This window comes from Actinopolyspora biskrensis (genome assembly GCF_013408175.1).
GTDB classification, from domain to species: Bacteria; Actinomycetota; Actinomycetes; order Mycobacteriales; family Pseudonocardiaceae; genus Actinopolyspora; species Actinopolyspora biskrensis.
The window spans coordinates 193645-211781 of record NZ_JACBYW010000007.1 but is presented as its reverse complement, the minus strand read 5'-3'; the positions used below and the strand labels follow the sequence as shown (position 1 = coordinate 211781).

15 protein-coding genes and 1 tRNA gene are annotated in these 18137 nt (G+C 69.9%); 11 read left to right on the top strand and 5 right to left on the bottom strand.

The genetic code is table 11. From position 1 onward, the window contains the following. Nucleotides 1-581 precede the first annotated feature (581 nt). The 9 genes from FHR84_RS18720 to FHR84_RS18680 all read left to right on the top strand — a co-directional run bounded on the left by FHR84_RS18720 (nucleotide 582) and on the right by FHR84_RS18680 (nucleotide 11095). Nucleotides 582-1427, top strand: a complete 846-nt coding sequence (locus tag FHR84_RS18720; RefSeq protein ID WP_179536826.1) for an HAD family hydrolase — start codon at nucleotides 582-584, stop codon at nucleotides 1425-1427. 655 nt (nucleotides 1428-2082) lie between these two features. Beyond that, nucleotides 2083-3927 carry a glycoside hydrolase family 3 protein gene (locus FHR84_RS18715; protein ID WP_246300769.1) on the top strand — a complete coding sequence of 615 codons (1845 nt, stop codon included), beginning with the start codon at nucleotides 2083-2085 and terminating at the stop codon, nucleotides 3925-3927. A 13-nt stretch (nucleotides 3928-3940) separates the two neighbouring features. Further along, entirely contained in the window at nucleotides 3941-5227 is a 1287-nt protein-coding gene (locus FHR84_RS18710) for an exo-beta-N-acetylmuramidase NamZ family protein (RefSeq protein WP_179536825.1), read from the top strand. Nucleotides 5228-5342: 115 nt separating this feature from the next. Next, the gene (locus FHR84_RS18705; RefSeq protein WP_179536824.1) at nucleotides 5343-7091 is read left to right on the top strand and encodes a serine hydrolase; all 1749 of its coding nucleotides are present in this window, start codon (nucleotides 5343-5345) and stop codon (nucleotides 7089-7091) included. Nucleotides 7092-7273: 182 nt separating this feature from the next. Continuing rightward, nucleotides 7274-7666 (top strand): TIGR03618 family F420-dependent PPOX class oxidoreductase, encoded by a 393-nt coding sequence (locus FHR84_RS18700; RefSeq protein WP_179536823.1) that lies wholly within the window; start codon nucleotides 7274-7276, stop codon nucleotides 7664-7666. A 51-nt stretch (nucleotides 7667-7717) separates the two neighbouring features. Beyond that, the gene (locus FHR84_RS18695) at nucleotides 7718-8056 is read left to right on the top strand and encodes a nuclear transport factor 2 family protein (RefSeq protein WP_179536822.1); all 339 of its coding nucleotides are present in this window, start codon (nucleotides 7718-7720) and stop codon (nucleotides 8054-8056) included. Nucleotides 8057-8264: 208 nt separating this feature from the next. Further along, a complete protein-coding gene (erm, locus tag FHR84_RS18690; protein ID WP_179536821.1) occupies nucleotides 8265-9089 on the top strand; it encodes a 23S ribosomal RNA methyltransferase Erm in 825 nt (274 codons plus the stop codon). 123 nt (nucleotides 9090-9212) lie between these two features. Continuing rightward, on the top strand, nucleotides 9213-10142 hold the full coding sequence (locus FHR84_RS18685) for a MurR/RpiR family transcriptional regulator (protein WP_179536820.1): 930 nt from the start codon (nucleotides 9213-9215) through the stop codon (nucleotides 10140-10142). A 44-nt stretch (nucleotides 10143-10186) separates the two neighbouring features. Continuing rightward, nucleotides 10187-11095: an N-acetylmuramic acid 6-phosphate etherase gene (locus FHR84_RS18680; protein ID WP_179536819.1), complete on the top strand. Its 909-nt coding sequence runs from the start codon at nucleotides 10187-10189 to the stop codon at nucleotides 11093-11095. 57 nt (nucleotides 11096-11152) lie between these two features. Here FHR84_RS18680 and FHR84_RS18675 read toward each other — a convergent pair whose 3' ends face one another. The 3 genes from FHR84_RS18675 to FHR84_RS18665 all read right to left on the bottom strand — a co-directional run bounded on the left by FHR84_RS18675 (nucleotide 11153) and on the right by FHR84_RS18665 (nucleotide 14723). Further along, nucleotides 11153-11713, bottom strand: a complete 561-nt coding sequence (locus FHR84_RS18675) for a cysteine dioxygenase family protein (protein WP_179536885.1) — start codon at nucleotides 11711-11713, stop codon at nucleotides 11153-11155. Between the two features lie 135 nt (nucleotides 11714-11848). Further along, nucleotides 11849-12769 carry a LysR family transcriptional regulator gene (locus FHR84_RS18670; RefSeq protein WP_179536818.1) on the bottom strand — a complete coding sequence of 307 codons (921 nt, stop codon included), beginning with the start codon at nucleotides 12767-12769 and terminating at the stop codon, nucleotides 11849-11851. Between the two features lie 106 nt (nucleotides 12770-12875). Further along, nucleotides 12876-14723, bottom strand: a complete 1848-nt coding sequence (locus FHR84_RS18665; protein WP_179536817.1) for a prolyl oligopeptidase family serine peptidase — start codon at nucleotides 14721-14723, stop codon at nucleotides 12876-12878. Between the two features lie 252 nt (nucleotides 14724-14975). On the opposite strand from FHR84_RS18665, the gene FHR84_RS18660 reads away from it, so the two are divergent. Continuing rightward, the gene (locus FHR84_RS18660; RefSeq protein ID WP_179536816.1) at nucleotides 14976-15995 is read left to right on the top strand and encodes a glycoside hydrolase family 25 protein; all 1020 of its coding nucleotides are present in this window, start codon (nucleotides 14976-14978) and stop codon (nucleotides 15993-15995) included. Nucleotides 15996-16148: 153 nt separating this feature from the next. Here FHR84_RS18660 and FHR84_RS18655 read toward each other — a convergent pair. Both FHR84_RS18655 and FHR84_RS18650 read right to left on the bottom strand, forming a co-directional pair. Then, nucleotides 16149-16222, bottom strand: a tRNA-Pro gene (locus FHR84_RS18655). Nucleotides 16223-16284: 62 nt separating this feature from the next. After that, a complete protein-coding gene (locus FHR84_RS18650; protein ID WP_179536815.1) occupies nucleotides 16285-17247 on the bottom strand; it encodes a metallophosphoesterase in 963 nt (320 codons plus the stop codon). Between the two features lie 243 nt (nucleotides 17248-17490). On the opposite strand from FHR84_RS18650, the gene FHR84_RS18645 reads away from it, so the two are divergent. After that, nucleotides 17491-17961 carry a GatB/YqeY domain-containing protein gene (locus FHR84_RS18645; RefSeq protein WP_179536814.1) on the top strand — a complete coding sequence of 157 codons (471 nt, stop codon included), beginning with the start codon at nucleotides 17491-17493 and terminating at the stop codon, nucleotides 17959-17961. Nucleotides 17962-18137 lie beyond the last annotated feature (176 nt).

The following is an 18137-nucleotide window of genomic DNA, read 5'->3' as shown; positions in this document are numbered from 1 at the left end:
AGGGCAGACGACGGATGCTGTCGGCTCCACGATCCCGAGCGGCCGTTCCGTCGCAAAGCGGGAGAACCGCGAGTTGTGGACGACTCAGAAGACCGGGGACAACTCGGGGCATCTCGCCGGTACGGCAGCTGACGGGGCTCTGCCGCGTCTTGACTGCCCTTCGACCGGTGACAGCTCGCTGGTCTTCCTCGGCGCGGCGGCGTCACGCGAACCGGGACAGCAAAGTCCTGCCAGTCGTTTGGGGGATGGCCCCCGCCAGGGGGGAGGGACGGGGGCCATCCTGGGTTCAGCCCCGGGGGGTCGGGCTGAACTGTCCGGTGCACCGGACCTCCCCACTGTATCGCTCCCTCTCTAGTGGACGCGTTGCGTCCATTAGGAGGAATAACTCTCGCTCAAACGAAGCCCTCGATCGTCCGAACAGGTGAGGCACGACCACACACCGCACTCACTCCGGAGCGGGGATCACCGCGCAGGAATCCTCCGGGCCCCTTCCGGGCTTCCCCGGATCCGAACAGTGCCCCACCCCGCTGCCGGACGAGCCGCCCCGCGAACGAACGGAGCCGGCGGTCGGAAAGACTCCTATGCTGGGACTCGTGACCGAGTCCGAGACCCCTCCCCGCGAAACGACAGCCGGCACAGCGGCCTACTTCGAGCTGGACAGGACGGTTGCCGCGCGGTCGAGCACGCTCGCCTTCAGCAGACCGTTCTTCCAGGAAGGCCTCATCAACCGCCGAGCCGTGCTCAAAAGCACCTACGCGCAGTTCGTGTTCATGCTGGCCGGCGCGGACACCGACCAGATCGAGCGGATGCGCGCGCATCTGACCTCGCTGTGCGCGGGATGGGACGTGGAGCAGGTCGACGCGATCGTCGAGGAGACCCTGCACGACATCGTCGATCCGCTCGTCTACAAGGAGGCCACCCAGCTCATCTCCGAGCACCAGGAGCGCGGCGACGACGTGGTGCTGGTCTCCTCCTCCGGGGAGGAGTTCGTGGCCCCCATGGCGAGGATGCTGGGGGCCACGGACTGGGTCGGAAGCCGGATGCGCGTCGAGGACGGGCGCTACACGGGTGAGCTGGAGTTCTACTGCTCGGGCGACGCCAAGGCCCGCGCGGTCGAGGAGACGGCCCGGCGCCACGGCCACGAGCTGTCCCGCTGCCACGCTTACTCTGACTCGACAGCCGACCTTCCACTGCTGGAGCTGGTGGGGCATCCGACGGTGATCAACCCCGACCGCGAGCTGCGCAAGGAAGCCGTGCAGCGCGGCTGGCCCTCGCTGGCCTTCGAGCACCCGGTCTCGCTGCGGGCCCGGTTCCCCACCCCCTCGGCCACCACGGTCACGGCCGCCGCGGTGGGCGTCGGCGCCGCGGCGGCCGGAGCGGCCTGGTACGGGTTGTGGCACCGCCAGCGCAAACACCGCTACAGGTGATCGGCCGGAGGCGTTCGGGCACCCGGCGGAGTCGACGCCGACCCGAACGGCTCACACCGCCGCGTGACCACCCGAGCGAACCGATCCGCCGAGCCTCCGAAAACAATCGGGGGAAATCCCCGCCAGGCCTTGCGGTGACGCGCATCACGGCCTACAAAGGAAGTACGGACCCCTGAACAGGGACGTTGTGGAGGAGAAACAACGTCCTCCACAGGGCTCCGTGCGCGATGGCGGGAACCCACGCGCAGCCGCTGAATAAAGGCAAGGTCGTTCTCAGGGTTGCGTACCGGGACGCCGGACGCCGAGCCCGCAGGATACGACGATGAGAACGCGCTTGGTACCCCGCAAGTTCGCGCCAGGGGGCGGCGCTCGTCGGTCGAACCGGCGGGCGCCGTCGTTCGTGCGCGCCCTCCCCGCTGCCCCCGGTTGAGCTCCCACTCCGGTTGAACCCCCGTGTTCTCGTTCCGCCACCGCGCTTCGAAACCCCGGGTAACTGTTCCGGCGCGTAACGTTGACCGCCCGATCGTCCGTGGGTAGCTTACGAGTTCGACCGGGTATCCGGTGGAACAGTTGCGGCCGGGGCCACACGCCGAGATCGGCCACGGTGGTGCGGCGCGAGGCCGCTCGCGGTAACCGGGAGGTCACCGTGCCCTGGATGTTAGGCAGACGCCACCTGATGGCAGCGGCACTCGGAACCGTGACGCTGGGGGCCGTGCGATCGACGAACAGCACCGATCCCTCCTCGCCCCACGCAGACCGGGCCTCCCCCGGGAAGACTTCCGCGCCGACGGATCACTCCGCGGAAGGGCCCGTCCCCGACCGGGTGAGCAGCATCCTCGCGGCCATGTCGTTGCGCCAGAAGGTGGGCCAGCTTTTCGTCACGGTCGCCCACGGCTCCACCGCCGACTCACCTCACCCGGGCAACCGGGAGGACTACGGAGTCGACACCCCGGCCGAGGTGGTGCGCGAGTTCCAGCTCGGTGGAATCATCCACTTCTCCTGGACCGACAGCCTGCGGGAACCGCGACAGATCGCGGAGCTGTCCAACGACCTCCAGCGGACCGCGCTGGATTCGGGTGCGGGGATTCCGCTGACCATCGCGACCGACCAGGAGCAGGGAGCGGTCACACGCATCGGCGAACCGGCGACCGCGCTGCCGGGCAACATGGCTCTCGGCGCCGCGCGCGATCCGCACCGGGCCGCACGGGCCGCGGGCATAACCGGACGGGAACTGCGTGCCATGGGGATCACCCAGAACTTCGCTCCCGTGGGGGACGTCAACGTCAACCCGGAGAACCCGGTGATCGGGGTCCGCTCGTTCGGCTCCGACCCGGAACTCGTCGCCAGGCTGACCCGCGCCCAGGTACACGGTCACCAGGACTTCGGATCCGCGGTGGACACCGTCTCCGCGACCGTCAAGCACTTCCCCGGCCACGGCGACACCTCCGTGGACAGCCACACCTCGCTGCCCGTGATCGACCACACCGCGGAGCAGTGGAGACGGCTGGACGCCCCGCCCTTCCGGACCGCCATCGACGCGGGAACGGACTCGGTGATGACGGCCCACATCAAGTTCCCCCGGCTCGACGACTCGGGAGAACCGGCCACCCTCTCCCGGGAGATCCTCACCGGCATGCTCCGCGAGGAACTCGGCTTCGAGGGCGTGGTGATCACCGATTCGCTGCGCATGGAAGGGGTGCTCGAACTGCACCCGAACGAACCGGTGTCGGTACTGGCGTTCCGCGCCGGGGCGGACCAGCTGTTGATGCCACGTGACCTGTCGGCCGCCATCGAGTCCGTCATCGCGGCGGTGCGCTCGGGCGAGTTGTCCGAGCGGGACATCGACCGCAGCGTGACGCGGATCCTGCGGATGAAGGACCGGCGCGGGCTGTTCGACGACCCGCTGGTGGACCCGGGTGCGGTCGGACGTGCGGTCGGCAGCGAGCGGAACGCGCGCCGGGCGCGGCGGATCACCGACTCCACCGTCACCGTGCTGCGCAACGACTCCGGACTGCTCCCGATGCGGGAACGACCGGGCGACGTGCTGGTCACCGGCTGGGGCGCGGACACGGTGGCGGAACTCGCCCGGCTGGTGCGGGAGCGCGGTCCCCGCGCGGAAGCCCTTCCGACGGGGTCCTCGCCCGACGGCGAAACCGTCGAGAGGGTGACGGCACGGGCTCGGCAGCACGAAGCGGTGATCGTGTTGACCAGCGCGGCCTGGAAGGAGGCCAACTCGGCGCAACGCGACCTCGTGCGTTCGCTGGGCGAGACGAACACCCCGGTGATCGCCGTGGCCGTGCGCGATCCCTACGACGCCGCCCACGCCGAACAGGTACGCACGTGGTTGACCACCTACTCGCACCGCACCGTGTCCGTGGAATCGCTGGCACGAGTCCTGTTCGGCGAGGTCTCGCCCGTCGGCAAACTGCCCGTGCCGGTTCCCGACCCGCGGCATCCCGGCAGGGATCGTTACCCGTTCGGTCACGGAGTGACCTGGTGAGGTGTTCAGCAGCATGAGCGAGTTGAACCGCAGGCGGTTTCTGCTCTCCTCCGCGGTCACCGCACCGATGCTCGGAGTGGGCGGGGCCTCGAGCGCCGCTGCCGAGCGCAGGCGCGCACCGGGCGAGCGGGTGCGCACCGGCGCCGACGTGCTGGCCGCCGAGGGGTGGCGCCGGCTGCGCGGAACCCCGGTCGGGGTGATCGCGAATCCCACCGCCGTGCTCTCGGACCCGGAGGCGGGACTTCCGCACATCGTCGACGACATGCACTCCGCGGACGGGGTCACCACGACCGCGGTGTTCGGCCCCGAACACGGGTTCAGGGGAACCGCGCAGGCCGGGGGGTCGGAGGGCGACCACACCGACCCGCGCACCGGGATCCCGGTCTACGACACCTACGGTGCCGACGTCGGTGAACTGGCCGGCATGCTGCGCGACTCCGGGGTGCGGCACCTGGTCTTCGACATAGCCGACGTGGGAGCGCGCTTCTACACCTACATCTGGACCATGTACACGGCGATGCGGGCCGCCGTACGCACCGACGTGTCCTTCACCGTGCTGGACAGACCGAACCCGCTCGGCGGATCCGCGTCCGGCCCGGTGCTGCGCCCGGAGTTCACCTCCGGGGTCGGCGAGCTTCCCGTGGCCCAGCAGCACGGCATGACCGTCGGGGAACTCGCCCGCATGTTCGACGCGGAGTTCCTGCCGAAGGACGAGAACGCGAGCCTGCCGCGACTGGACGTGGTCGAAGCACGCGGCTGGTCGCGGGGGCTGCGCTTCGCCGACACGGGGCTGCCCTGGATCGCCCCCAGCCCCAACGTGCCCACCCCGGACACGGCGGCGGTGTATCCGGGCGCGGGGATGTTCGAGGGAACGGTGTTCTCGGAGGGCAGGGGGACGACCCGCCCCTTCGAGACGATCGGTGCCCCCGGGGTCGACTGGCGGTGGGCCGAGCGACTCAACGCCGCGGGACTTCCCGGCGTGTTCTTCCGCGAGACCTACTTCGTCCCGACCTTCTCCAAGCACGAGGGCTCCACGTGCGGTGGGGTGCGGATCCACCGCACCGGCGACGGGGACTTCGACGCGATCCGCACGGCGGTGGCCATGATCGTGCACGCCAGGCAGCTCTACCCGGACGCGTTCGGGTGGCGCCCGGACAACTGGATAGATCTGCTCACCGGCTCGGCCCGGCTGCGGAACATGGTCGACAGGGGCGCGGACACCGCCGAGATCGTGGGGGCCTGGCGCGCCGAGCTCGCCGGGTTCCGACGTGCACGCGACCCGTACCTGCTGTACCGCTGATTGGAGTTTTCCGTTCGGGTGACCCGCTTCGGGGCCTGCAGCGCCGGAGAACACGAGAAACCCGGTCATCGATTCGAGCGAGAACCTCGGTGAAACGAGATCCTGCGAGGTGGGGATGCGCAAACCGATGTTGGCAACGGTGCTGGTTTCGATGCTGGCCGTCACCACCTGCGCGGCTTCCTCCACCACGCGCGGAGAAGGCAGGTTCGACCTGCCGAAGGAGGGGTTCGCCCCGGCCGACACCCGGCTGCGCGACTCGTCGCCGCGGGAGGCGGGCCTGGCCCCGTGGCCGCTCGTCACGGCCACCCGGAAGATCGCCGACTGGACCGAGGAGGTCCCCGGACGGCAGCACCCGATGTACGGCGGGGCCGTGAGCCTGGTGGCGCACAACGGCCGGGTGGTCAGCCACGAGGCGGCGGGCTACGAGTTGCGCTACTCCGACGACGCGGGCACCGAACTCCCCCCGGCGGAACGCGAGAAGGCCGAGACCTCGACCATCTTCGACATCGCCTCGATGACGAAGCTGTTCACCTCGGTCGCCGTTCTCCAGCAGGTCGAACGGGGCCGGGTGGAGCTGGAGGAGCCCGCGGCGCGGTATCTGCCCGAGTTCGGCAACCACGGAAAGTCCGGGATAACCGTGCGCCAACTGCTGACCCACACCTCGGGGCTGCAGTCCGTGGTGCGCCTGTGGGAGCTGCCCGCCGAGGAACGCGTCCCCCACGTGATGGGGCTGGAGCCGGTGAACGAACCGGGCAGCAGCTACAACTACTCGGACCCGAACATGATCGTGCTCGGTGAGCTGGTCGAGCGGGTCTCCGGAAAGTCGCTGGACCGGATGGTACGGGAACGGATAACGGAGCCGCTGGGCATGCGGGACACCGGCTATCTCCCTCCCCGGTCCGAAGCGGACCGGATCGCGGCCACGGAGTACCAGCGACAGCCCTCGCGCGGGATGCTGCGCGGCAGGGTGCACGACGAGAACGCGTGGTCGCTCGGGGGTGTGGCCGGGCACGCGGGGATCTTCTCCACCGCACGGGACCTGGCCGTGCTCGGGCAGGCCGTCCTCAACGGGGGCAGCTACGGGGGAGCGCGGATACTGCGGGAGCGCAGCGTCGAACTGATGCTGACCGACTACAACAGCGAGTTCCCCGAGCACTCCCACGGTCTCGGGTTCGAGCTGGGGCAGCGCTGGTACATGGCCGGGTTGACCGGGCCACGTACGGCGGGACACACCGGGTACACGGGGACTTCGATGGTGCTGGACCCCGCCTCGCGTTCGATGGCCGTACTGCTCACCAACCGGGTGCATCCCTCGCGGGAGTGGGGGTCGAACAATCCGGCCCGCGTCGAGCTGGCCGAAGGGCTGGCCCGTTCGATGTCCGTGGAACCACGTCACGGCCCGACCGCCTGGTTCACCGGTGGCGGCAGCACGGAAACCGAGGCCACGCTCACCACCGACCGGGTGCGGGCCGACGGACGGGTGCGGGTCTCCTTCGACGCCTTCGTGGACACCCAGCGCGACCCGGACGGAGCGGATCCGCTCCGGCTCGAGTACAGCCGGGACGGCGGGGACAGCTGGCAGCCCGTTCCCCTGCACGTGCGCGGCCGCGGAGCCCCGCGCGGCCCGGTCACCGAACTGGCAGGCTCCGGGCACCGCTCCTGGTGGAGAGTGCGCGGCACGGTCCCCGGCGGCGAGTCGGACTCGCTGCTGGTGCGTTGGCGCTTCTCCCCGGACGAGCGCTACGTCGGGCGCGGCGTGTACCTGGACGGGATAAAGCTGACCTCCGGAGGGGAGAAGCTGCTCGACGGGGAAGCCGACCCGAGCGGTCTGACCGGTTCCGGATTCCTGGTCGCCCAACGCTGAGCGGGAGAGCTCCCCGTTCCGGTTGACAGGACACTCACCTGGTGGAACCTCCCGCGGTCTCGCGAGCGGGTGTCCCGACATCGGGTGGCGACCCACCGGCGATTTCCTTGCGGGCACAAGCGACTACTTCGGGTAATCTCGGGGTCGATTCCAGGCGTTGGCACAACGGAGGGGAGAACACCGTGCCCGTGGTTCCGCAGGATCTCGAGGACATTCTGAACAAGCGCTCGTTCGCCCACATCGCGACGACCGGTCCGAAGGGGGAACCGCAGTCGAGTCCGGTGTGGATCGACTGGGACGGCCGGTACGTCAAGTTCAGCCAGACCACCACCCGCCAGAAGTACCGCAACCTGCAGCGGGAGCCGCGGCTGGCTCTTTCCGCACTGGACCCCGAACAGCCCTACCGCTACATCGAGATCCGCGGAAAGGTCGCCCGGGTGGAGGACGATCCGGACAACACCTTCATCAACAAGCTGGCGAAGAAGTACATGGACGCGGACGAGTACCCGTACCACCAGCCGGGCGACCACCGGGTGATCGTCTACGTCGAGCCGGAGCACTCCACACGGATGTGAGCCCCCATCGCACAGCGGCGTGGGGACGGCGGCACCGGATACGATCACCGCATGGACCCGGACCTCGACGCGGTCGTCGCGCACGAGCTCGAACTGCTGGATCCGGCCGTGCGCGGCGACCCCGAGGCAGTGCGGAGACTGCTGCACGAGGACTTCTCCGAGATCGGGGCTTCGGGAAAGCGGTGGGACCCGACCACGGTCACCGAAGCCACGTCGGCCACGGCCGAGGGGATCACCGCCGATGACTTCCGTCCGGCGCGGCTGTCCCCGGACGTGGCACTGCTGACCTACACCGCGAGCCGGGGCGGGGTGACCACCCTGCGCAGTTCGGTGTGGGTCCGCACCCGCGCGGGGTGGCGCCTGCGGCACCACCAGGGAACACCCCGCTGAGCGCGAGCCACCGAAAACCGGTTGGCCGCACTGCTACTCTGCACGGTGTGTTCGCACATCACCTGAGCTGCTTCTACATCAGGCCCCGCCGCTGACGGCGGCGGGCTGATCCCTTCTTCTCTCGGCTCCGCCGCTTTTCGGAGCAATCGCCGGTCCGGTCGCTTTTCCCGGCCGACCGGCTCCGAAACGTCTTCAGCGGAGTTTCTCCATGTCCAAGCGACGTTCTCGCTCGTACACTGCTGTCGCCGCACACCCGGGCGGACCACACGAACTGGGTCAGAACCTCCTCGTCGACGGGGCGACGATCGACACCATCACGCGACTGACCGGGCAGGCACCGGATCCGATAGTGGAACTGTGCCCCGGCAGTGGAGCGGTCACCGTTCCACTGGGTGAGGCGGGAAGGCCGATAACCGCCGTGGAGCTGGATTCCCGGCACGCGGACAGGCTCGAACAGCGCACACCGGACAACGTGCGCGTCGTCCGGGATGACGTCCTGCGCTTCCGGTTCCCCCGGCACCCCCACACGCTGGTGGGAAATCTGCCGTTCCACCTGACCACCCCCATACTGCGGCGGGTCCTCGCCGCGGAGCACTGGCGGACGGCCGTGCTGCTGGTCCAGTGGGAGGTCGCTCGCCGGCGCGCCGGTGTAGGCGGTGCCAGCATGCTCACCGCGAGCTGGTGGCCGTGGTACGAGTTCGAACTCCACGCCCGCGTCCCCGCGCGATCCTTCCGCCCGGTCCCCTCCGTGGACGCCGGTCTGATCACGATCCACCGCCGCCCGAGTCCGCTGGTCACCGAACGGGAGGCGTACCAACGCTTCGTCAAGCGGGTGTTCACCGGCCCAGGACGCGGACTACTACGGATCCTGGTGCGCACCGGGCAGCTGAACGGCGCCGGTGCCGCGCACCGGCTGCGTGATCGGGAGCTCCCGACCGACGCGTTGCCGAAGGACCTGACGGCCGAGCAGTGGGCACGGTTGTGGCGACTGTGCTCGGAGCCCGCGCGGAAAAACCGCAGGTCCCGGGACTGACCCCCTGAGCGGGGGACGTGGCTCGCCGGGGCGGGTGGCTCCCGCCCCGGCGGCGCCGGTTCCGAGCGGGGAGGTTGGGCACGGCGTTTGACCGCTCAACAGTGATGTTAGTAACTTTCCCACATGGCCACACTCGATGAAGCGGGTTCCGAGACCGGCGAGCACAGCCCGCTCGTGCGGATCCGATCCCTGCTGCCCGGCCTGGCGCGCGCCGAGCAACGTGTGGCACGGATCGTACTCGCGGACCCGTCCTCGATCGCCCACCGCAGCATCACCGAGGTGGCCGAAGCGGCCGAGACCAGCGAAACGACGGTGACCCGCTTCTGCAAGGCGGTCGGGGTGACCGGTTATCCCGAGCTGCGGATAGCGCTCGCGGCCGACACGGCACGCACCACCAGCCGGGACCGGGACCTGGGCAGCGACATCTCCGAGGAGGACGATCTCACCCAGATAGTCGACAAGATCGGCTACGCGGACGCGCGAGCGGTCGAGGAAACCACCGGACAGCTCGACACGAACGCGCTGGCTCCGCTGATCGACGCCGTCTCGGGGGCCGGACGCATCGATGTCTACGGCGTCGGAGCCAGCGGATTCGTCGCGCTCGACCTGCAGCAGAAACTGCACCGCATAGGTCTGACGTGTTTCGCGTGGCCCGACACGCACAACGCGCTGACCTCGGCGGCGCTGCTGCGCGACGGGGACGTGGCCATCGGCGTCTCGCACACGGGGGCCACCACGGAAACGGTCGAGATCCTGCGGGAGGCCCGCACCCGCGGGGCGACCACGGCCGCCATCACGAACTTCGAGCGCTCCCCCATCACCGAGATAGCCGATCTGGTGCTCACGACGGCGGCCAGGGAGACCACCTACCGTTCGGGGGCGATGGCCAGCAGGATCGCCCAGCTCACCGTGATCGACTGCCTGTTCGTCGGGGTGGCCCAGCGCCACCTGGACGACGCCAAAGAAGCCCTGCAGGCCACCTCCAAAGCGGTCGGCGGACACCGCCTGCAGGTACGTCCCGACAGGCGCAGACAACGGGAGGAGCACCGGTGAACCACCACGAGGCACGACACTCGTCGGCCGGTGGGGAGGGCTCCGTGGACGACGACACGTCGGAACGGCCACCGACCGAGCTCGGCAATCCGCGAACCACCGACATAGACCGGCTGGACACGCTGGACCTGCTGCACCGGCTCAACTCCGAGGACCGTTCCGTGCCGGAGGCCGTGGGAGGGGCTCTTCAGGAGCTCGCGCACGCGGTGGACCTGGCCGTGGACGCGCTGCGTTCCGGTGGCAGGGTGCACTACGTCGGTGCGGGCACTTCGGGGCGGCTCGCCGTGTTGGACGCGGCCGAGCTGGTGCCGACCTACAACGTGCCGCCGGAGTGGTTCGTGGTGCATCTGGCCGGTGGCAGCTCGGCCGTGTGGAACGCCGTGGAGAACGCCGAGGACGACTCCGCGGCCGGAGCGGCCTCCGTGGAGCGAGCGGCGACCGGCGCGGACATCGTGATCGGTCTGGCCGCCTCCGGCAACACCCCCTACGTGCTGGGGGCGCTGGAGGCCGCGCACGGCCTGGGGGCCTCGACGGCCCTGGTCTCGTCAAACCCGAACCGTGCCCGCGGTCCCGCCGTCGACGCGGCCGTCACCGTGGACACCGGACCGGAACCGATCACCGGCTCCACGAGGATGAAGGCGGGCACCGCCCAGAAGCTGGTGCTGACCTCCTTCTCCACCGCCGTGATGGTCCGGCTGGGACGCACCTACTCCAATCTGATGGTCAGCATGGTGGCCACGAACGCGAAGCTGCGCACGCGCACCGTGCGGATCCTGCGGGAGGCGACCGGGGCCACGTGGCAGGAGTGCGAGTCGGCGCTGCACGAGGCGGACGGTGATCTCAAGACGGCTCTGGTGCACATGCTCGGCGGGGTGGACGTGGCCGGAGCGGCCGCGGCCCTGGCCCGGTCCGAGGGGCACGTGCGGGAGGCCCTGCGCACGCTGGGCTCGTGAGGGACTCCCGCGGAAGCATCCGACGCGCTCCTCCGGAGCGGTGCGCTGTCTCCGGGCTCAGTCCGCGGCCGCCCCCGAGCGGACGGGCAGGTCGTAGGTCCTGCGCACGCTGGTTCCCAGCTCGCCGATGTCGGCTCCGTAGACGTGCAGCGAGATCGCGGTGTCCTGCCCGCAGTTGCGCACGAGGTGGATGTCACCGGGCGGGGCGAAACCGCAGGCCTCTCCCTCGTGGTTGGTCACCAGCGCGCCCGGGACCAGGTGGGGGCCGTCCTCCGGCGAGTTCCGCAGCTCGTAGTGCTGTTCGCTTTCCGCGCCCTGGTAGACGCCGGTGACGCACCAGGCGACGTGGTCGTGGATCGGTGTCTGCTGGCCGGGCAGCCAGACCAGCGCGACCACGGAGAAGCTCGCGTCCGGTTCCACGTGCAGCACGTGCTGCAGGTACCGCTCCGGGTCTCCCCTGCGCTGCTCCTCCCGGAGCAGCCCCGGGACTCCGAGGAACGGGCGCAGCGCTTCCCTGACCAGTTCGGCGGTGTGTGCCTGGCCGTGCCCGGGGCGCACGCAGTCACGAATCGCGTCGGCCAGCTCGGTCAGGCGCTGATTCCGGTGTCCGGTCCGCATGGTGGTCATACTCGAACCATGCACAGCGGCTCGTGGTCCCGTCGACCACCGGATTCTTGGGTGGGGGCCAACTCCGGCTTATAGCCGCACGACGCGCGGGGGTCTCACCTCGGTCCCTCCGCTTTCCGATTTTGCCTATAACTGGGAGTCGTCCCCAAGGCTCATCTCCGCTCCCACCTCGCCGAAGGTGTCCAGCATCGAGGCGGTGGCCGGGATCCGGTGCTGCTCCCGCAGCGCGTAGGCGGTCACTCGCCGGTGCTCGAGCCCGGCGACCCTCCTGCCCACCACGTTCGGGTGCCGCAGGAACGACAGCACCAGCGCGGGCATCAGGGCTATTCCCACCCCCGCCGCGACCAGCCCCTGCACCGCGAGGTTGTCATCGGTGGTGAAGGCGATGTCCGGTTCGAACCCGGCAGCGGAACAGGCCCGGGTGAAGTGCTCCCGGCACCGGGGGCAGCCCGCGATCCAGCGTTGCCCCGCCAGCTCGGCCAGTTCGACCGACTCGCTTCCGGCGAGTTCGTGCCCGGTGGGCAGCACCGCGACCAGCGGATCGTCCAGCACGGCCCTGCCCACGATCTCCTCGCCGCACGGTTCCGCGGTGTCCGGATAGCTGAACGCCAGGGCCATGTCGCAGTCGCCCCGGCGGAGGGCCTCCAACGAGTCGGGGGGTTCGGCCTCGCTGAGCCGGATGCGCAGGTCCGGATGCCGCTCGGTGGCCCGGGCCACCGCCCTGGGAACCAGGGTCGCGCTCGCGCTGGGGAAGGCGCAGATCCGGATGCTGCCGCTGCGGAGTTCGCGCACCGCGGCGATCTTGTTGCCCGCGGCGGTCAGGTCGCCGACGACCGACTCGGCGTGCGCCGCGAGGATCCGTCCCGCCTCGGTGAGCTCCAGCCCGCCTCCGGCGCGGAGGAACAACGGAGTGTCCAGACTCCGCTCCAGCGCCCGCATCTGCTGGCTGACGGCGGGCTGGCTGTAACCGAGACTGCGCGCGGCCGCCGTGTAGGAGCCGGTGCGCACGACGGCGTGGAACACGCCGATATAACGGGGATCGACCATCCTCGCAGGATACGAGCCGGTTCACCCGGACGGCACCCACCGGAGGCGGAGCGGGACGCGCGCCCGGGCTCCGGGGACTCCGGTGGACGGTCCTCGCGGGGAGCGCTCAGACCAGCCCCACTGCACGGCGCGCGAAGTGGATCTCGGTGGCGACCTGGCGCAGGGTTTCCGCGATCACGAGGGAACCATGACCGGCGTCGTAGCGGTAGAACTCGAACGACCGATCGCGCTGCTGCAGCCGGTCCAGGTAGTTCAACACCTGCTGTATCGGGCACCGCGGATCGTTGTCCCCGGCCAGCACCAGCACGGGGGCGCGCACCTCGTCCACGTAGGTGATCGGGGAGCAGTCCCGGTATACCTGGGGCACCTCCTCGGGGGAGCCGCCGAACAGCGCCCGGTCGTAGGCCCGGAGGGGTTCCATCTCGTCCGCGAAGGCGGAGACGTAATCGGCCACCGGCACTCCGGCGACACCGCCCGCCCAACGGTCCGGCTGGGTGCCCAGGGCCAGCAGTGCCAGGTACCCGCCCCAGGACGCGCCGGAGACCACGCTGAGCTCCGGAGTGGTCAGCCCGTCCTTGACGGCCCAGTCCTGCACCCGGGCGACGTCCTCCAGCTCGGTGAGGCCGGGCCTGCCCTCGATGGAGTCGCGCCAGGCCGAGCCGTACCCGGTCGAACCGCGGTAGTTGACCTCGACCACGGCGAAACCAGCCTCCAGCCACGCCGCGCGGTAGGACGAGAAGCGGTCCTCGTCGGCGGCGTGCGGACCACCGTGCAGATTGAAAACCGTGGGCATCGGCCCCTCTCCCGCGCCCTCCGGGCGCGCCACCAGGGCGTGCACGGTGTCGTTGGGCCCGTAGGGAACCTCCACGAACACGTCCTCGACGGGCCTCGACTCCGGAGCGCGCTCGCCCCCCGGAGTGAGCAGCACGCTGTCGGTGCCCTCCGAGGAGAGCACACGCACCCGGCCGGGAACGGCGGCCGAGGACCAGGTGTACTCCACCGCGAAGTCCGGCCGGACGGAGGCACCGCCCACGGTCCCCTGCGAGGTGGGCAGCGGGGTGAGCGCGCCGTCGGAGAGCTCGTAGCGGTGGAGCGTCGTGCGTGCCTGGTGGGTGTGCGCGATCAGCAGCGCCGAGCCGTCCGGATACCAGTCGGCGGAAACCTCGCCGGGCAGGCCGAGGTCGAGCTCGGTCTCCGCGTCCGTGGCCACGTCCCAGACGAGCAGCTCCTCGCGTCCGCGCCGCTCGTGCGAGACCAGCAGCCGCGTGTCCCCCGTCACGGGGGCGAAGTCCAGGGCGGCCAGCCCCAGTCCCGAACCGTCCCACTTCTCGGCGAGCTTCGACCCGTCCGAAGTACGCAGCACCCGCAGCGCGGGGTGGCGGCTGTCGCCGTGCTCGGAGTGGGAGAGCACCAGCAGGCTCTCGTCCCAGGACAGCGTCGCCAGACCGCCGTCCTGCTCGTGCTGGTACACCACTCGCGGGGTCTCGTCGTCGCGGGAGACCCACACGGTCACCCCGTCGTCGGTGGACATCCCCAGCGCGATCACCCGCGAGCCGAGCTCCAGACCCGCCGGATAGCCTGCGTGCGTCGTGGGCAGGGGGTTCTCGGCGCCTGCCGCGTCCGACTCGTCGAACGGCTCGCTCTTCCAGGTCCCGAACTCGTCGCCGTCGGTGTCGTCGAACCACCAGACGCGGGTGCCGTCGGCGGAGAGAGTGCCGTGAAAGGTGCCGTTCGGCCGATCGGTGACCTGACGGTGCGTGTCCGCGGAACGGTCCCAGGCGTAGAGCTCCCAGGTGCCGCTCACGTTCGACACGTACAGACTCCGCCGGGGGGCGTCCCTGGCCCAGTCCGGCAGCGACACGCGCGGAGCGCTGAACCGGGCGCGCCAGCGCGCCTCCTTGTCCGGATCGTCGAACAGTTTTTCCGGAATGTTGGCGCCTGGATACGTGCTCACGCCACCGATCCTGCCCGATCGGACCAACGAGGTGGGCACTGGGTACGCGTTGTCGCTCGACCAGGCGAGGGAAAGCAATCCGGTCGGTTGATTGTCCCGGGCATCTCCCTCGGGAGATGATCGAACGGCTGCATGCTCACGCGGGCGTACCGAACGGATGCCGGCCGTCGTACCCGCCCGCCAGGGCAGAGCGACAGCACGAGGGGGCCGCAGCGCTCGCGGATCCGCACCGCGAACACACGTGGAGTGACAATGATCTACGGGATCGACGTTTCGCATCACCAGGGACCGTTCGACATGCACCGCGCTCGGGCCGAGTCGTTCGAGTTCGTGTTCATCAAGGCCACCGAAGGGGACGGCTTCGTCGACCCCCGGTTCCGGGACAACCTGTCCGCGGCACGATCGGCCGGACTGCTGCCCGCCGCCTACCACTACCAGCGCGAAGGAGCCTCCGCGGCGGCACAGGCCGATCACGTCGCCGCGACCGTGCCCACCGACGTCCCCGTCATCCTCGATGTCGAGGAAGGCGGCGGCGGCACCGGGCTCACCGGGGCGCTGACCCAGGAACTGCACGGACGCGGTTTCCGAACCCCCCTGCTCTACCTGCCGGAGTGGTACTGGCAGCGACTCGGCAACCCCGACCTGTCCGGCTTTCCACCCCTGTGGAAGTCCCGGTACCCCGACAACCGCGGCGGCTACGCCAGTGAGATCTACCAGCGCGTACCCGAGCACTTCTGGAACGGATACGGAGGCAACCAGGTCGCAGTTCTGCAGTTCACCAGTTCGGCGACGGTGGCGGGGCAGAGTCCCGTCGACGCCAACGCCTACCTGGGAACCCGCCAGGACATGGAAAACCTGCTCGACCCGGAGGGAGAAGACATGCGCGACGACGAACGGCACGCCCTGTTCGACATACTGCAACAACTCACGGCCAGCCGCACTCCCGGCGAATTCACGGGGTGGCCGTCTTATGTGGATGGATCCAAGCGCTTCACCCTCGTGGACTTCACGCGCTGGATCGACAAGCACACCTTCGAACTCCACCGGCAGTTCGCCCAGGGAAAGAACGCGGCCGAGCTCGCAGCGGGCGGAGACGGTCAGCAGACGGAGAACGAACAGGCTCTCCGCTCCGTGATCGCCGAAGCGGTGAGCTCGGTACTGGACGCGGAGGATCCCCGGCGCGGGGAGGTCGTCGACGCGGTCACGGCACGCCTCACCTCCGCGACCCCACCGCACAAGGCCGAGCAGAGCTCAGAAGGCTCCGGGGAGTAGTCGACGAGGAGTCGTCGTCGCTCGAGCGCCCCGCCGCGGCAAGGTGCCGACTCGCGTGCAGGCACCCGACAGACCAAGCGAACCGTACCGTGAGGAAACCAAAAAAATCCGGTTACCGAATGCCGTGGCACTCGGTAACCGGATCACTCACCGTCGGGGTGGCGGGATTTGAACCCACGACCTCCTCGACCCGAACGAGGCGCGCTCCCAAACTGCGCTACACCCCGGCTCGCCCCATCGGGGCTCACCGTCGGCTCCGACAGATCGCCGCCGACCGACAGCTCAAAGTCTATCTGATCCCGACACGGTCCTCGACGGGGGCCCCTTCCACGCTCGGAACCGTCCCCGGACCGCCGCCTTCCGAGCGCGGAACGAGCGTCAGCAGCGAAGCCTCCGGCGGGCAGGCGAACCGGACGGGAGCGTACGGAGAGGTCCCCAGACCGGCCGAAACGTGCAACCGCATGTGCGCCCCCCAGCCGGAAGGACCCTTGGCCCGCGCACGATCCAGCTCGCAGTTGGTCACTATCGCCCCGAAACCGGGCAGGCAGAGCTGCCCCCCGTGGGTGTGGCCCGCGAGCACCAGGTCGTAGCCGTCGCCGTCGAACGAGTCCAGCACCCGCGGCTCCGGGGAGTGCGTGACGCCCAGCCCCAGCCGCACATCCTCCGGGGTCCTTCCCGCGATCTCCGCGTAGCGGTCCCGCTTGAGATGCGGATCGTCCAGACCCGCCGCGTGCACGCTCACCCCGCCCACGTTCAGGTGCCTGCGCCGGTGCGTCAGGTCCACCCAACCGCGCTCCGTCATGGCCGCGCGCAGATCCCGCCACGGCAGCGGCTCACCCCGGATGCGCTTCTTCTTCCCCGAGGGGACCAGGTAGCGAGCCGGATTCTTGGGTTTCGGCGCGTAGTAGTCGTTGCTGCCGAAAACGAACACGCCGGGACGGTCCAACAACGGCCCCAGAGCGCGCAGCACCCCCGGGACCGCCTGCGGATGGGCCAGGTTGTCACCGGTGTTGACGACCAGGTCCGGTTCGAGCTCGTCCAGCCCGGCCACCCAGCGCTGCTTGGACAGCTGGTTCGGCGTCATGTGCAGGTCGGAGACGTGCAGCACGCGAAGTCTGGGACTTCCCTCGGCCAGCACCGGCAGCGTGGCCTTCCGCAGGGTCCAGTGCCTGCGTTCGATCCCCGCCGCATAACCGAGCGTGGAGGCGCCCAGCGCCCCCGTGGCAAGCAGAATCCGACCGAGCGTGTTCACACCGTCCACCCTACGGCGCTTTTCGCCGCCCTGTGCGACGGCCTGCGAAGGCCTCGGGGCTTGTTCGACGACTCGTCCCGGTGACTCGTCCCGGTGACTCGTCCCGGCTACCGGGAACCTCGGCGACCGCCGAACGAGCCGGCGCCTCGACAGCGCCGCAGGACAGCTCGAGCGGCCCCGGCAGGAGGGGCGCCGGGCGCACTGCTGTGCCGATCCGCGGGGCGGCGCGGGACAATCGCGGGTATGTCCGAGTTGAAGGAACGCCTGCGAACCGATCTGACCGCGGCGATCAAACAGCGGGAAACCACACGTACCGGTGTGCTGCGAATGGCCCTTTCGGCCATCGGAGCCGAGGAGGTGTCGGGCAAGGAGGCCCGTGAACTCTCCGACGAGGAAGTCAGGGCGGTGCTGTCCAAGGAGGTCAAAAAGCGCGACGAGTCCGCCGCGGCGTTCGACTCGGCCGAGCGCCCCGACCAGGCCGCGTCCGAACGCGCCGAGGGCGAGATCCTGCGGGAGTACCTCCCCGCCCAGCTCGACGACGCGGAGCTGACCCGCCTCGCCCGGGAAGCCGTCTCGGAGGTCGCCGAGGAGCTCGGGGAGGCCCCGGGGCCGAAGCAGATGGGTCAGGTCATGAAGGCGGCGAACGCCAAGGTCGAGGGCCGTGCCGAAGGTGGCAGGGTCGCTGCCGCGGTGAAAGCCGAGCTCGGCGTCTGACGAAGGAGTTCCCGGTTCGGTTCGCGCGGAGGTGTGGGTGGCGGAACCTCCCGCGGCGGCGCCGCCTGCCCGGGTGATGTGTTTCGGCGCCGCCCGCGCCGGGGAGGCCCGGGCCAACCGTCAACGGCCGCCGGAAAGCCTCGGTGAACTCCCGGCCACCGCACCGGACGGGCCGG